12 protein-coding genes and 1 other annotated feature are annotated in these 13,703 nt (G+C 42.4%); of the genes, 6 read left to right on the top strand and 6 right to left on the bottom strand.

Translation table 11 applies throughout. The features are described 5' to 3' along the window. The first annotated feature begins 515 nt into the window (after positions 1-515). From BAU16_RS06515 to BAU16_RS06500, 4 genes are all read left to right on the top strand, one after another. Entirely contained in the window at positions 516-1,205 is a 690-nt protein-coding gene (locus tag BAU16_RS06515; RefSeq protein WP_048604664.1) for a response regulator transcription factor, read from the top strand. Then, entirely contained in the window at positions 1,195-2,370 is a 1,176-nt protein-coding gene (locus BAU16_RS06510) for a sensor histidine kinase (protein WP_161526751.1), read from the top strand. The genes BAU16_RS06515 and BAU16_RS06510 overlap by 11 nt, the downstream gene beginning before the upstream one ends. Positions 2,371-2,418: 48 nt before the next feature. Further along, positions 2,419-2,614: a binding site (T-box leader), on the top strand. Positions 2,615-2,665: 51 nt separating this feature from the next. Then, positions 2,666-3,937, top strand: coding sequence for a serine--tRNA ligase (gene serS, locus BAU16_RS06505; protein ID WP_048604662.1), 1,272 nt, complete (start codon positions 2,666-2,668; stop codon positions 3,935-3,937). Between the two features lie 112 nt (positions 3,938-4,049). Then, positions 4,050-5,510: a polysaccharide deacetylase family protein gene (locus BAU16_RS06500; protein ID WP_161526750.1), complete on the top strand. Its 1,461-nt coding sequence runs from the start codon at positions 4,050-4,052 to the stop codon at positions 5,508-5,510. Between the two features lie 64 nt (positions 5,511-5,574). Here BAU16_RS06500 and BAU16_RS06495 read toward each other — a convergent pair whose 3' ends face one another. Next, a complete protein-coding gene (locus BAU16_RS06495; RefSeq protein ID WP_048604660.1) occupies positions 5,575-6,234 on the bottom strand; it encodes a Crp/Fnr family transcriptional regulator in 660 nt (219 codons plus the stop codon). Positions 6,235-6,471: 237 nt separating this feature from the next. Between BAU16_RS06495 and BAU16_RS06490 the strand changes: the two genes are divergently transcribed. Beyond that, positions 6,472-6,795: a hypothetical protein gene (locus tag BAU16_RS06490; protein WP_048604659.1), complete on the top strand. Its 324-nt coding sequence runs from the start codon at positions 6,472-6,474 to the stop codon at positions 6,793-6,795. A gap of 36 nt (positions 6,796-6,831) precedes the next feature. After that, a complete protein-coding gene (locus tag BAU16_RS06485) occupies positions 6,832-8,040 on the top strand; it encodes an MFS transporter (protein ID WP_048604658.1) in 1,209 nt (402 codons plus the stop codon). A gap of 97 nt (positions 8,041-8,137) precedes the next feature. Here BAU16_RS06485 and guaB read toward each other — a convergent pair whose 3' ends face one another. From guaB to BAU16_RS06460, 5 genes are all read right to left on the bottom strand, one after another. Continuing rightward, positions 8,138-9,622 carry an IMP dehydrogenase gene (gene guaB, locus BAU16_RS06480; RefSeq protein WP_161526749.1) on the bottom strand — a complete coding sequence of 495 codons (1,485 nt, stop codon included), beginning with the start codon at positions 9,620-9,622 and terminating at the stop codon, positions 8,138-8,140. A 111-nt stretch (positions 9,623-9,733) separates the two neighbouring features. Continuing rightward, positions 9,734-11,488 (bottom strand): DNA helicase RecQ, encoded by a 1,755-nt coding sequence (gene recQ / locus BAU16_RS06475; RefSeq protein ID WP_048604656.1) that lies wholly within the window; start codon positions 11,486-11,488, stop codon positions 9,734-9,736. 127 nt (positions 11,489-11,615) lie between these two features. Beyond that, positions 11,616-12,308, bottom strand: a complete 693-nt coding sequence (locus BAU16_RS06470; protein WP_048604655.1) for a DUF1129 domain-containing protein — start codon at positions 12,306-12,308, stop codon at positions 11,616-11,618. Between the two features lie 73 nt (positions 12,309-12,381). Then, positions 12,382-13,482, bottom strand: a complete 1,101-nt coding sequence (gene ychF, locus BAU16_RS06465; protein WP_048604654.1) for a redox-regulated ATPase YchF — start codon at positions 13,480-13,482, stop codon at positions 12,382-12,384. 8 nt (positions 13,483-13,490) lie between these two features. Next, positions 13,491-13,673, bottom strand: coding sequence for a DUF951 domain-containing protein (locus BAU16_RS06460; protein WP_048605318.1), 183 nt, complete (start codon positions 13,671-13,673; stop codon positions 13,491-13,493). Between the last annotated feature and the right edge of the window lie 30 nt (positions 13,674-13,703).

Below are 13,703 nucleotides of genomic sequence, written 5' to 3'. Positions count from 1 at the left end.
TAAATCATATCAGATTGACAATTGATTGTCAACTAAAAGTTTGAAGTTTTTTTCGTTTTAACAAAGTGTTTGAAACGAATTTTCTTCGGCTGCTTAACAGCGACTTTGTTATTTTAGCAATCTGTTTGCCGTCTGTCAATCACTTTTTTAAGTTTTTTCCAAACTTTTTTAATTGCTGTTCTCAAGCGTTGTTTCTCTCTTGCGAACATGTAATAATATACCAAGCATTCGCTTCTAAGTCAACCAAAAGATTGTTGTTCTATCAACATTTTTAAGAATCCGTTTGTAATAGAAAGTAATGGTTTTTTTATTCGTTTTATTCTTTTTTATTCCGATGATTTTGTTGTTTTCAAAATAAACGTTCGTGTTTTTTCTATATGGAAGAATCATTCGCTGTTTATAAATCGAAAGTATCGCACCAAAAATGGCTTTAAGTGTCTACTTTTGCTTTTTTTTGATACTATTAAGCTGTGAAGAAGGAAAAGTTGACATTATATAGTAGGAGGAATTTATTTATGAAAATATTAGTTGCTGATGATGACAAGGAAATTGTTGAACTACTGAGCATTTATATCCACAACGAGGGCTATGAAGTGGTAAAAGCTTATGATGGCAAAGAGGCTCTTTCGAAGATTCGCACGACGCCGGATATTGAATTACTGATTTTAGATATTATGATGCCGGAAAAAGATGGGATGCAAGTAGTGAAGGAACTGCGGAAAGAGTCGCAGATTCCAATTATTATGTTGACTGCCAAAACTACTGACATGGATAAAATCAAAGGCTTGGTGGCTGGAGCAGATGATTATGTGACGAAGCCCTTCAATCCTTTAGAGGTAATGGCCAGAGTCAAATCTTTGTTGCGCCGAACCAGCATGCAGGTCAAACCAGAACAACCAGATGTACTGGAAGTCAGCTCCCTGATTATCAACAAAGATTCCCACGAAGTCAAAACGGTGGAGGGTAAAGAGATCCAACTGACAGCGTTGGAGTTTGGCATTTTGTATCTCCTAGCCTCTCATCCTAATCGGGTCTTTAGTGCCGACGAAATTTTTGAACGGGTTTGGAAACAAGAAAGTGTGGTTTCTGCCAAAACCGTCATGGTACACGTCAGTCATTTGCGAGATAAAATCGAGGAAGCGACGGATGGCGAAAAGGTCATTCAAACTGTGTGGGGGGTCGGCTACAAGATAGATGCAAAATAAAACCGAAAAAAAGAAACATATCACGTTGACCTCAAAAGAAATCAGCGAGTTGTTTGCAGAAGGAATCGTAACGATTATTTTATTGTTACTATTAAATGTCGCTGTTTTGGTGGTACTCTCTTCTGTCATCAACAGCTCCCCTTCATTGACAGATGCTATTTGGGATTCAAAAAATATTTTTGCCAGCCGCTTGGATTCTGACATTTTTTGGAATGGCCGCAATTTTATTTTGCCGCTTTTTCTGATTCTTGATGTGGCGGTTTTGTATTGGCGATTGATTCGCCGATATCGGCAAATGCAGCTGCGGCATATTATCAGCGAGCTGCATTACATCGCTAACGGCAATTACGATCATCGCATTCCCTTTGAACTACGGGGAGACTTGAATCGGGTTGTTTCCAGTATCAACGGGCTGGTAGACAGTACGGTGGCTGCAATCGAAGATGAGCGGCGAATCGAAAAATCTAAGGATGAGTTGATTACAAATGTCAGCCATGATATTCGTACCCCTTTGACTTCGATCATCGGATATTTGGGGCTGATCGAGGATCGGCAGTATCATTCAGAAGAAGATTTGCTGAAATATACCCACACCGCTTACGTCAAAGCCAAGCAAATGAAATCGCTGGTGGAGGATCTTTTTGAATACACGAAGGTTCGGCAACCAAGTGTCCCTATCAACATGACCAGTTTTGATATGGTTCAACTGGTGGAACAACTTGCTGTGGATTTTGAACTGGAAGCCAGTAAAAAAGGTGTGCAGATTCAGACGGTGGCTGATGCTCCGCAATTGATCATGGATGGTGATACGGAAAAACTGGTGCGGGTCTTTAACAATTTACTGACCAATGCCCTGAAATACGGCAAAGGCGCCACACAAATCATCATTGAAGTGGGAAAAGCCGGAACAGAAGCTGTGCTGGTGGTTAAAAACAATGGGGAAATGATTCCGAAATATGCGCTGGATTCGTTGTTTGACCGATTCTATCGGGTGGAGGAATCCCGCAATCAGGAAACCGGCGGCACCGGTTTAGGGCTGGCGATCTCCCAAAGTATTGTCGCCTTGCACGGTGGCTATATCTATGCAAAATCTACGCCCCAGTGGACTTCCTTTATCATCCATCTACCTATCAAGCGCAATAGCGCAATGGCAAAAAAGGAATAGTTGACGAAGGAGATTTTTTTCGTTATTCTTAGTACAAACAAAAGGGCTAAAATACAGAGAACCTAGTACAAATCTTCTTTTTTTCAGAGAGCTGATGGGTAGTGCAAATCAGTAAGGGACGATTTGGAATCCACTTCTCAATGGGTCTTTCGAAAGAAGGAACGTTTGACTTATGTTACAAGTCTTCAAGGGCAACAGAAATGTTGAACTTGGGTGGCAACGCGATCGTTACTTCGTCCCAAGCATAGCTTTGGGGCGGAGTTTTTTTTATTTATAATTTATAGGGGGAACGAAAATGTTAGATGTAAAAATGATTCGGCAAAATTTTGAAGAGGTAAAAACGAAATTAAGTACACGAGGCGTACCGGCAGAAATTTTGACCCGCTTTTTGACATTGGATGAAAAACGCCGTCAATTGCTAGTTCAATCGGAAGATTTAAAAAAATACCGCAATGACGTTTCTGCAGAAATCGCACAATTGAAACGGACGAAGCAAGATGCAGCAGATAAAATCACTGAAATGAAGGAAGTCGGGACGAAAATCAAAGCCTTCGACGAGGAAATCGCCGCAATTGATGAAGAACTGCGAACGATCACGACCACTTTGCCAAATCTACCGGCTGATTCTGTACCTGTTGGGGCAGACGAAGAGGACAACGTGGAAGTCCGCCGCTGGGAAACACCCCGAACCTTTGATTTTGAACCAAAACCACACTGGGATATCGCAGAAAAATTAGGTATTCTCGATTTTGAACGGGGAGCAAAGGTTTCCGGCAGTCGTTTCGTTTATTACCGCGGTCTTGGTGCACGTCTAGAACGTGCTTTATACAACTTTATGCTGGATCAACACATCTACGAACACGGCTACACTGAAATGATGACACCATACATCGTTAACAGCAATGCTATGTTTGGGACAGGACAATTTCCAAAATTCAAAGAAGATGTCTTTCAATTAGAAAATTCAGATTTGACATTGATCCCTACGGCGGAAGTTCCTTTGACAAACTTTTACAACGGTGAAATTTTAGATGGCAAAGAGCTGCCAATCTCTGTGACCGCCTTGAGCCCTTCTTTCCGTTCAGAAGCCGGTAGTGCCGGTCGGGATACCCGTGGTCTGATTCGTTTGCATCAATTCAACAAAGTAGAAATGGTCAAATTCAGTGATGAAGACCATTCTTATGAAGAATTAGAAAAAATGACCAACAATGCTGAAGACATTTTGCAAAAATTACATTTGCCTTATCGGGTTGTCGCTCTTTCAACCGGAGACATGGGCTTTTCTGCCGCAAAAACCTACGATCTTGAAGTCTGGATTCCTGCGCAAGACACCTATCGGGAAATCAGCTCTTGTTCTAACTGTGAAGACTTCCAAGCACGACGCGCCATGATCCGTTACCGGGATGCTGATGGAAAAATTCATTACGCCCATACCTTGAATGGCTCTGGATTAGCCGTTGGTCGGACAGTGGCAGCTGTGTTGGAAAACTACCAAAATGCAGATGGCAGCGTCACAGTACCGGATGTTTTAGTTCCTTATATGGGCGGCGTAACGGTCATTAAATAATAATGATCGTTAATTTAATTTTTTGTTTGTCTCTTGGGCTTGAAGAAATGTTACAAAGATGTTACAATGCCGTTACAGTTAATAATTTCTATTGTTTTACGGAGGTCTCTAAATGAGTGAAAATCAGCACTATTCGACCCGTAGCCAGCGCCATAGCCAACAGCCGAAAAAAAGTAACACTGGAAAAAATATTTTTACGATTATCAGTATTTTATTTGTAGCTCTCGTCCTTGTTGGCGGCTATTCGATTTTTTCAATGAAGCAGCATCAAGCCCAGGCGATGGAACACTTTACCGACAGCGCCAAAAGCTTGTTGGCAGATATTCAAGAAGAACGGGATCAAAGCGGATTAGCGAATAAGAAAACCGTTAAAGGAAACGAACAGGTCAAATTGGTGATCTACACTCCACAAAATGACAGTCCGATTCCTGATGCAGATAAAAAATTAACCGCACTTGCCAATCAAATCAAAAAACAGGTCAAAGCAGATGAAATGGCGGTTCTTGTCAGCAAAGTTGCTGTCAAGCATGTGACCGATCAATTGGATACCTACCAATTAGTGGCGGAGCATTATCGGTGGAACGAAAAAGAAAATACCTTTAAACAAGCCAAAGGTCTTAGCGAAGCCCCGGTTTATGTCTCACAAAAAACCGGTAAGGCGGTTGCCATCAAAGATGTTATCCCTTCCGAAGCAGATCTTTTGGGTATTCAGCAAGTGATCCAACAAAAAATTCTGGATGCTTCAAAGGAAAAAGGAATGATCGACAAGGTTTTGACTATGCCTCGGATCAGTTTTGATAATGAGATCACTTATACACCAGAAAATCTGACGATCTCCTTGCCAAAAAATGACACGGGAACGTCGACCATCACCTTGGCTTACAAAGATATTGCAGCTTATGTCAATACGCAGCTGGTGGATCCGGCAACAGTGAAAGATGCCTTGCCGGTCATCGATCCAAAGAAAAAATATATTGCACTGACATTTGATGACGGGCCAAATGGTGTGACGACACCAAAATTATTAGATATTCTGAAGGAAAAAAATGCTAAGGCGACCTTCTTCATGCTGGGTGAAAATGTGTCTGCCAATCAAGAATTGGTAAAACGTGTCCACGAGGAAGGCCATGAAGTTGCCAGTCATTCCTATTCCCATCCTCAGTTGACGACTTTAAATGCCGAACAGGTCCAAGAAGAAGTTCGCAAGACCGACAAGGCGATTTTTGAAGCCAGCGGAATATTGCCACGAAATATTCGCCCTCCTTATGGCGCAATTGATGGAGCAACCGCAAAAACGATCGGCAAGCCGATCATTCAATGGGATATTGATTCTGAAGACTGGAAATCCAAAAACGCAGCGATCATTACGCCACGGGTGACAGGCAGTGCCTATAACGGGGCCATGATCCTGATGCATGATATCCACTCTGAAACGATTGCGGCAGTTCCCGGCATCATCGATACCCTGCAAGCACAGGGGTATGAATTTGTCACTATCGATACTTTATTGGCGGGCAAACAAAAACCTCTCCATCAATACTTCGGTATGACAGACGAACGTTATGTTGAATAAGAAAAGGCTAAGAGTTGCGGAATTTCCGCGGCTCTTAGCCTTTTTTGAATAATTGCTGAAGTTGTTAAAAAATAATGTTTTCTTTGATAATCTCCAGATTCTTGATCCAGATACGCCGATTTTTTACTGCGATGGCACCCATTTCTTTTAATTGCTGCATCATTCGATTGACAGAGCTGGCCGCTGCGATACCGCAAAAACGAGCGATTTCCTCATTGGTGACGACAAAATCGATCAAAATTCCTTTTCCCTCCACATCAACGCCGAACATATCGTAGAGTTCATATATCTGTGCGCAGACTGCCCCAAATTTGCCGTTCATCAGCATCTGCTGCATTTTTTTCATAGAATGGAGCAAACGCAGCCGGTAATAATCTTTAACGTAATTTTGCAGCTCCAGATTACTGTTGATGTGTTTCCAAAATTCCACCCGGTCGATGCGATAAAGCTCGGCTTTTTCTGATTCCACCCGAATATTGAAGGGGGCATCGATAAATTGGGAATACTCGTCTTTTAACAAGGAGACGATTTCAAGGCCGTTGATGTATTCAATGTTGAATTCCCGTCCATCCTTTGAAATCACGCTGGTCTTGATTACCCCGCTCTTCAAAATATAGACATGCTTGTCCTGTAATCCTTCATAAATCAGATACTTCTTCTTTTCCTTCACAATGATCGGAAATGAGTGTTCATTCAGATAGTCACTTAAGACCTTACTATCCATTTTTTGGTGCACTCCCTTTTTCTAATAAACAACTTTTTCTCAACCTATAATAACAGATGTACTCATAAGATACACTAATAATTATTTCTGAAAATTTACAAAAAATAGTAATAAATGTTGTTGATTTAGGTTTCTTCCTTTTGTCATTACCGAAAAAAAACAGCAAAGTCGCATTTTTTTTGGTTTCTGTCTTGGTATAGTGACACTCGTAAAGAAAAAAGAAAAGAGGTTTTTACTATGGAACAATGGACAGAATTATTAATTGACCGGCTAGAAGCTGCCTACCGGGCACGTTTTGACCGGGAAGCTGCGTTGGTTTTCCTCAACGATGCCTACCAAGAATATTTGCTTTTGCGAACACAACCCCTAACAGAGGAGAAAGAACAGCGGGAAATCTTGGCGCGCTTCATGGAAACTCGGGATTTGTTTATTCGTCAGCTGGTGGATCGCTACCCTTCAAACTATGCCGATGTGGAACAAAAAATCCAACAACTGAAAAACGTTTGTCAGGAAGAAACTGCAACGGTCGATTTTGATATGCGTCTGCACCCAGCCTTTTAACAAGAAACTAAAACTTATTGGAGTGAATGATCCGTAATGGAAGAAAAATTATTTAATAAAGGATTTATTAGTATCACTGTTATCAATTTCATCGTCTTTTTGGTTTATTATCTTTTGATGGTCATCATCGCCGTCATCGCACAAGATCATCTTGGAGCTACCCCCGGACAAGCCGGACTTGCTTCTGGGATTTACATTATCGGCACATTGCTTGCCCGGCTTTATGTTGGGAAGAAACTGGAATTATTCGGTCGTAAAGCCGTCTTGCGTTTTGGTGCGGTATTTTACCTGCTGACCACCCTTGCTTATTTTTATATGCCAACCATTGCTATTTTGTATCTGGTACGTTTCTTAAACGGATTTGCTTATGGAACGGTATCCACTGCAACGAATGCGATTGTTACCGCCTATATCCCAGAATCCAAAAACGGCGAAGGCATCAACTATTACGGATTAAGTACCAGTTTAGCAGCAGCCATCGGACCTTTCCTTGGTATGGTTTTGCTGAATACCACCAATTTTTATTTCATTATTCTTTTCTCCGTTCTTTTGATCTTATTTACCACCATTGGTTGTTTCATGATGCCGGTAAAAAATATTACCTTGTCTGAAGAACATCGGGCATTATTGAATAAATGGTCTTTAGACAGCTTTATCGAATACAAGGTCTTGTTTATTTCCTTTATCGCCTTTTTGATTGGCTTGGCTTATTCAAGTGTGTTGGCTTTTCTTTCTTCCTACGCACAAGTCATCCATTTAGTAACAGCCAGCTCCTTCTTCTTCGTGGTCTATGCTACAGTCATTACCTTTACCAGACCATTGTCCGGCAGAATTTTTGATGCCAAGGGAGAAAATTATGTCATGTATCCCAGCTATCTCTTTTTATCTTTAGGGTTGATCGTGTTGAGCTTTACTTCTGCTAGCTGGATGCTACTGCTGGCTGGTGCCTTTATCGGTTTAGGTTACGGTACTTTCATGTCAAATGGACAAGCGATTTGTTTGAAAAAGGTCAACAGCCATCGGATTGGGATCGCTCTTTCCACGTATTTCATCGGTTTAGATCTGGGCTTAGGTGTTGGTCCTTACCTTATGGGTGAATTACGCAGCTTCCTATCATTTTCCGGATTGTATCTATTTTCAGCGATCATTCCAATTCTTTGCACGGTTTTATATGCTATTTTTTATAAAAAAACCGTCAGCACCAAAGAAAAAAGCGAAGCCGTATCGGAGTCTGTCGCTGAATAATTAGACGGAAACTTCTTTCCTTTTTATCGAAAATTGATTTGTACCATCAAAAACCCCCACAGCAACTGCTGCGGGGGTTTTGTTAGATTCTCAGTTTTTAAGATTCAACGGAATAGTTTGGTGCTTCTTTGGTGATTTGTACGTCATGAGGATGGGATTCCTTCAAGCCGTTGCCGCTCATTTGGATAAATTGTGCATTTTCCCGCAATTGTTCCAAATTGGCTGCACCCACATAACCCATACCGGATTTCAACCCACCAGTCATTTGGAAAATGATATCTGAGACACTGCCTTTATAGGCAACTCGTCCTTCAATTCCTTCTGGGACCAATTTATTGGCTTCGTTAACGCCACCTTGGAAATAACGGTCGCTGGAGCCTTTTTCCATGGCGCCTAACGAACCCATTCCTCGGTATGTTTTAAAACGACGACCTTGATAGATTTCAAATTCACCAGGGGATTCGTCTGTTCCTGCCAACATACTGCCTAACATAACTGCATGTCCACCGGCTGCCAAAGCTTTGACAATATCACCGGAATACTTGATTCCGCCGTCTGCGATGATTGATTTGCCATATTGACGGGCCACAGAAGCTGCATCATAAATCGCAGTTAATTGGGGAACACCCACACCGGCTACCACCCGTGTCGTACAAATTGACCCAGGTCCGATTCCCACTTTGACAACATCGACACCGACATCATAAAGGGCTTTGGTTGCTTCTGCTGTCGCCACATTTCCAGCGATCAACGTTGCTTGTGGGAAGGTTTCGCGAATTTCTTTGATTTTACGAATCACTCCGGCACTGTGACCGTGAGCTGTATCGATCACGATGGCATCTGCTCCAGCATCCAGCAAGGCTTGCGCCCGTTCAAAGGTGTCACTGGTTACGCCAACTGCCGCCGCTACTAACAAACGACCATGTTCATCTTTGGCCGCATTAGGAAATTCGATGACTTTTTCAATATCTTTGATGGTAATCAAGCCGCTTAAGCGGTTATTTTCATCCACGATTGGCAATTTTTCGATTTTATGTTTCTGTAAAATATTTTCCGCATCCGCTAATTTTGTACCAACAGGCGCCGTTACTAATTCGTCTTTGGTCATGACTTCTGCGATAGGAATTCGATAATCCGTCACGAAACGCATGTCACGGTTGGTGATGATTCCGACTAATTTGCGGTTTTCCATCGTTTCAACGATTGGCACCCCGCTGATTCGGTATTTTGCCATCAAGTGCTCCGCATCCGCCACCAAATGTTCCGGCGTCAAAAAGAAAGGATCAATGATTACACCGCTTTCCGAACGTTTCACTTTTCGCACTTCGTCAGCTTGCGCAGCGATGCTCATATTTTTATGGATGACACCCAGCCCACCTTGACGAGCCATGGCAATCGCCATTTTACTGTCCGTTACGGTATCCATACTGGCGCTGATGATTGGGATATTCAATCGAATATTTTTGGCTAACTGCACTTGCATACTTACCTCGTTTGGCAAAACATGACTTTCTGCCGGAATCAGCAAGACATCATCAAAAGTTAAACCTTTTTTCGCGAATTTTGTTTCCCAGTTGGACATTTCCGTACCACTCCTCAAATTTAATTTTATTTATGAAATTAACAGAAAAAATCAGACAAGTCAAACAATCAAAATAAATTCTCATTTTATTGGCAAAAAAAGTAGGATTTATTAAGAATTGCCGCTGTCTTTTAAGATTTCCAGAAAGGCGGTGCCATATTTCTCCAGTTTGTTTTGACCGACCCCTTTGATCTGCAAAAAATCCAATGTTGTTTGGGGTTGTTTTTCTGCCAGCTCCTGCAACGTTTTATCAGAAAAAATCACGTACGGTGGCAGATTTTGTGCCTGCGCCAATTCGGTTCGCAACCGTCGCAGTTGTTCGAACAATTCTGTATTTTCCACAATCGTTTTGACCGTCGTTTGTTTGCGAGTAACTTTCTGTTTGCCCAGCAGGACTTCGACACCGGTTGCAGAGACCTTCAACATGGGAAACTGTCCTTCCGTTGGTGTTAAAAAACCGGCAGCAGTCAAATAATCAATCAGTTGAACCACTTCTTTTTGACTCCAGTCCTTCATCAAACCATATGTGGGCAGTCTTTCAAAATGCCACTGGCTGATTTTTTGATCCTTTGAGCCGGTCAATACTTTCCCTACAAGAGATTTCCCAAAACGCTCCCCCATCCGTTTGACACAAGACAGAACTTTTTGTGCTTCAATGGTGATATCTGTTACTTCCCGCTCATCCAAACAATTGCTACAACGGCCGCAATCGGGACCGTCCTCGCCAAAATAGCGCAGGATATAACGTTGCAGGCAGATTTGCGAATGGGCGTACTGGCTCATTTCCCGCAATTTTAAATATTCGTTTTGTTTGTAATCAATCGCCATTTCCGACTGATCGATAAAGAATTGCTGAATCTGCAAATCATGAGGAGCAAACAATAAGATTGCTTCACTGGGCAAGCCATCCCGACCGGCACGACCCGCCTCCTGATAATAAGATTCCAAATTACCGGGAACCTGCGCATGAATCACAAACCGGACATTGCTCTTATTGATTCCCATCCCAAAAGCATTGGTGGCCACCATGACCTGAATACGATCAAAAAGAAAATCTTCTTGATTTTGAGAACGTTCCTGCTCGTTCATGCCGCCATGGTATTTGCCAACCGCAATTTTTTTGCTTTTTAATAAGTGATACAGTCGTTCGACTTCTTTCCGGGTGCTGGCATAGATAATGCCGGCTTGCTCCCGATTCACCCGCAGATATTCCAGCAGATAGGTATCTTTTTGTTCCTTAATCACTTGAAAAGCCAGATTTTCTCGGGCAAAGCCGGTCATCACTTTATTTTCTGGGGGAATCTGCAACCGTTGCAAAATATCTTCCGCAACTTGCGGAGTCGCCGTGGCCGTCAATGCTACTACCACCGGGCGCTGATCAAACTGCTGAATCGTTTCCGCCAATTTCAAATAACTGGGGCGAAAATCATGCCCCCACTGTGAAATACAATGGGCTTCATCTACCGCCAGCAATTCAATCGGCACATGCCGCAGCAGTTGTTGAAATTCATAAGATTCCAATCGTTCCGGGGCGACATACAACAATTTGATCTTGCCGTCCACGGCTAAACGCAGCCGTTCATTCATTTCCGGTACACTCAAGGTGCTGTTGATAAATGCTGCCGGAATTCCCATATCGTTCAATGCATCCACTTGATCCTTCATTAAAGAAATCAAAGGGGAAATAACCAAGGTCAAGCCCTCTAAAACCAGTGCCGGCAATTGATAGCAAACCGATTTTCCGCCACCTGTTGGCATAATGCCCAACACGTTTTGATGATGTAAAATTTGATCGATGATTGCTGTTTGTCCCGGACGAAAGGCATCATAGCCGAATTTTTCTTTTAATAATGTTGTTAATTCCAAATCATCCCATCCTTTGGTTCTATTATACGCAAAAAAAGGAAAGAACCCACCTCTCCATTGATTTTCTTTTCAAAACGGATTCGTGAGGTTCTTTCACCTATCAAAAAAACGTCGAAAATTTTCGACGTTAGTTTCTTGGCACGGATAGGCTGCCAACGATGTGGTATTTTTTCTTTAAATAGTAACGCAAACCAAAGGCTGCGGCACCGATGACGATTGTAATGATTGGATCGAGAACCGGATTGATGGCTTTTGGCAACAAAGGCGAACTGCTGAAAACAATAATCCATAATAAGAAGGATGGTACCAGCAATAAGATGGTCTTCCATAATTTTGGTCGTTGACTCTTGTCAGCACCTTTGCGTTCATACTGATAGATGTATTTATACATCAGGTAGAAGACCCAACCACCGACCATAGCGGCAAGCAAGAGTGCCAGCATTCCGTAAGATTGACCTTGACCTTTGGCGATAAAGGACATCAGACCGATCATGACGGAGAAAAGTCCCAATAATAACAGGGTATTATCCAGCCACATCAAAACCGGAGAAGATTCCTCTTTTTCGGCAGGTGCACTTAGAATAGCTTCGGTTCGTTCAGAGACAGTACCGAACAATTGGCGGGCAGTTTTGCCCCCTTTTTGTTCTTTTACTAAAACCGGCAGCATTTCATGCAGCGCAATCGTTTTTTCTTCTTCAGAAAGATTGGCGGCATCCAAAGATTTTTTCAAATCAAAGATGTATTGTTGGTTACGTTTTGTTAGTTCTTTTTCTAATTCACGATTTTCTGAAACATATGTGCGCAGAGTTTCTGGCTCCATTTGTTATTCTCCCTTCGCTCTTGACATTTCCAGAGGCAATTTTACCATACCATTTTCTCGTATGATAGTGTTTTTAGACATTAAAACGAAACAACATGACATCTCCGTCTTGCACTTCGTAGTCTTTTCCTTCTAAACGGACCCGTCCTGCTTCTTTGGCGGCGTGCATTGTGCCATATTTGTCAAGATCTTCAAAGGAAACCGTTTCAGCTCGGATAAAGCCCCGTTCAAAATCGGTATGGATAATACCGGCAGCTTGTGGTGCCTTCATTCCTTTGCGGAAGGTCCAAGCCCGAACTTCTTGTTCTCCGGCAGTAAAATAGGTTGCCAAGCCCAATAAATCGTAGGCTGCCCGAATCAATTGATCCAACCCGGATTCTTCGATGCCCATCGCTTCAAGAAAATCAGCTTTGTCTTCATCATCCAATTCAGCGATTTCTTCTTCTGCACGGGCGCAAACAGCGATGACTTCTGCATTTTCAGTTGCAGCAAAATTGCGGACTTCCTGTACATAATGGTTGTTGTCGGCATCAGCTACTTCGTCTTCTGCCACGTTTGCCACATAAAGGACGGGTTTGCTGGTCAATAGGAATAGCCCTTTGACGATTTTTTGTTGCTCATCGGTAAATTCCACACTGCGGGCGGATTTCCCTGCTTCTAACGCAACTTTGATTTTTTCCAAAACAGCCAATTCGGCAACGGCTTCTTTGTCTTTAGTTTTCGCAACTTTTGCTACGCGATCGTAACGTTTGGTGATGGATTCTAAATCAGCCAAAATCAACTCCAAATTGATGGTGTCAATGTCGTCTAAGGGATCGACACGTCCTTCTACGTGAGTGATGTTCTCATCATCAAAACAGCGAACCACGTGACAAATCGCATCCACTTGGCGGATATGACTAAGGAATTTGTTTCCCAAGCCTTCCCCTTTGCTGGCACCTTTGACGATTCCCGCAATATCAGTAAATTCAAAGGTTGTAGGAACTGTTTTTTTCGGATGCACCAGCTCAGTCAGGCGTTGCAAGCGCCAGTCTGGTACTTCTACCATTCCCACATTGGGATCGATCGTTGCAAAAGGATAATTTGCTGCTTCTGCTCCTGCTTTTGTGATTGCGTTAAATAAAGTTGATTTTCCAACGTTAGGCAAGCCAACGATTCCGGCGGTTAATGCCATGATTTCCTTCACACTTTCTTTTCTAGAATTTTTTTCATTTTCTTTTCAAAATCGCGACGGGTCAACATTACGATGTGGCCGCAATTGGTACATTTTATTTTAATGTCTGCCCCCATGCGGATGATTTCCCAGCGATTGGCTTGGCAAGCATGGGGTTTTTTCATTTCTACAATATCACCTAAATCATACATTAAAACACCTTCTTGTTCATAGTGAGGTAG

This window comes from Enterococcus sp. JM9B (genome assembly GCF_009933265.1).
GTDB classification, from domain to species: Bacteria; Bacillota; Bacilli; order Lactobacillales; family Enterococcaceae; genus Enterococcus_C; species Enterococcus_C songbeiensis.
This window is presented reverse-complemented; position numbering and strand designations above follow the sequence as displayed.

What these genes read in the sequence shown, in the direction of transcription:
- BAU16_RS06515 (WP_048604664.1), top strand. Translation starts at nt 516, where the DNA reads ATGAAAATATTAGTTGCTGATGATGACAAGGAAATTGTTGAACTACTG.
- BAU16_RS06510 (WP_161526751.1), top strand. Translation starts at nt 1,195, where the DNA reads ATGCAAAATAAAACCGAAAAAAAGAAACATATCACGTTGACCTCAAAA.
- serS (WP_048604662.1), top strand. Translation starts at nt 2,666, where the DNA reads ATGTTAGATGTAAAAATGATTCGGCAAAATTTTGAAGAGGTAAAAACG.
- BAU16_RS06500 (WP_161526750.1), top strand. Translation starts at nt 4,050, where the DNA reads ATGAGTGAAAATCAGCACTATTCGACCCGTAGCCAGCGCCATAGCCAA.
- BAU16_RS06495 (WP_048604660.1), bottom strand. Translation starts at nt 6,234, where the DNA reads ATGGATAGTAAGGTCTTAAGTGACTATCTGAATGAACACTCATTTCCG.
- BAU16_RS06490 (WP_048604659.1), top strand. Translation starts at nt 6,472, where the DNA reads ATGGAACAATGGACAGAATTATTAATTGACCGGCTAGAAGCTGCCTAC.
- BAU16_RS06485 (WP_048604658.1), top strand. Translation starts at nt 6,832, where the DNA reads ATGGAAGAAAAATTATTTAATAAAGGATTTATTAGTATCACTGTTATC.
- guaB (WP_161526749.1), bottom strand. Translation starts at nt 9,622, where the DNA reads ATGTCCAACTGGGAAACAAAATTCGCGAAAAAAGGTTTAACTTTTGAT.
- BAU16_RS06470 (WP_048604655.1), bottom strand. Translation starts at nt 12,308, where the DNA reads ATGGAGCCAGAAACTCTGCGCACATATGTTTCAGAAAATCGTGAATTA.
- ychF (WP_048604654.1), bottom strand. Translation starts at nt 13,482, where the DNA reads ATGGCATTAACCGCCGGAATCGTTGGCTTGCCTAACGTTGGAAAATCA.
- BAU16_RS06460 (WP_048605318.1), bottom strand. Translation starts at nt 13,673, where the DNA reads ATGTATGATTTAGGTGATATTGTAGAAATGAAAAAACCCCATGCTTGC.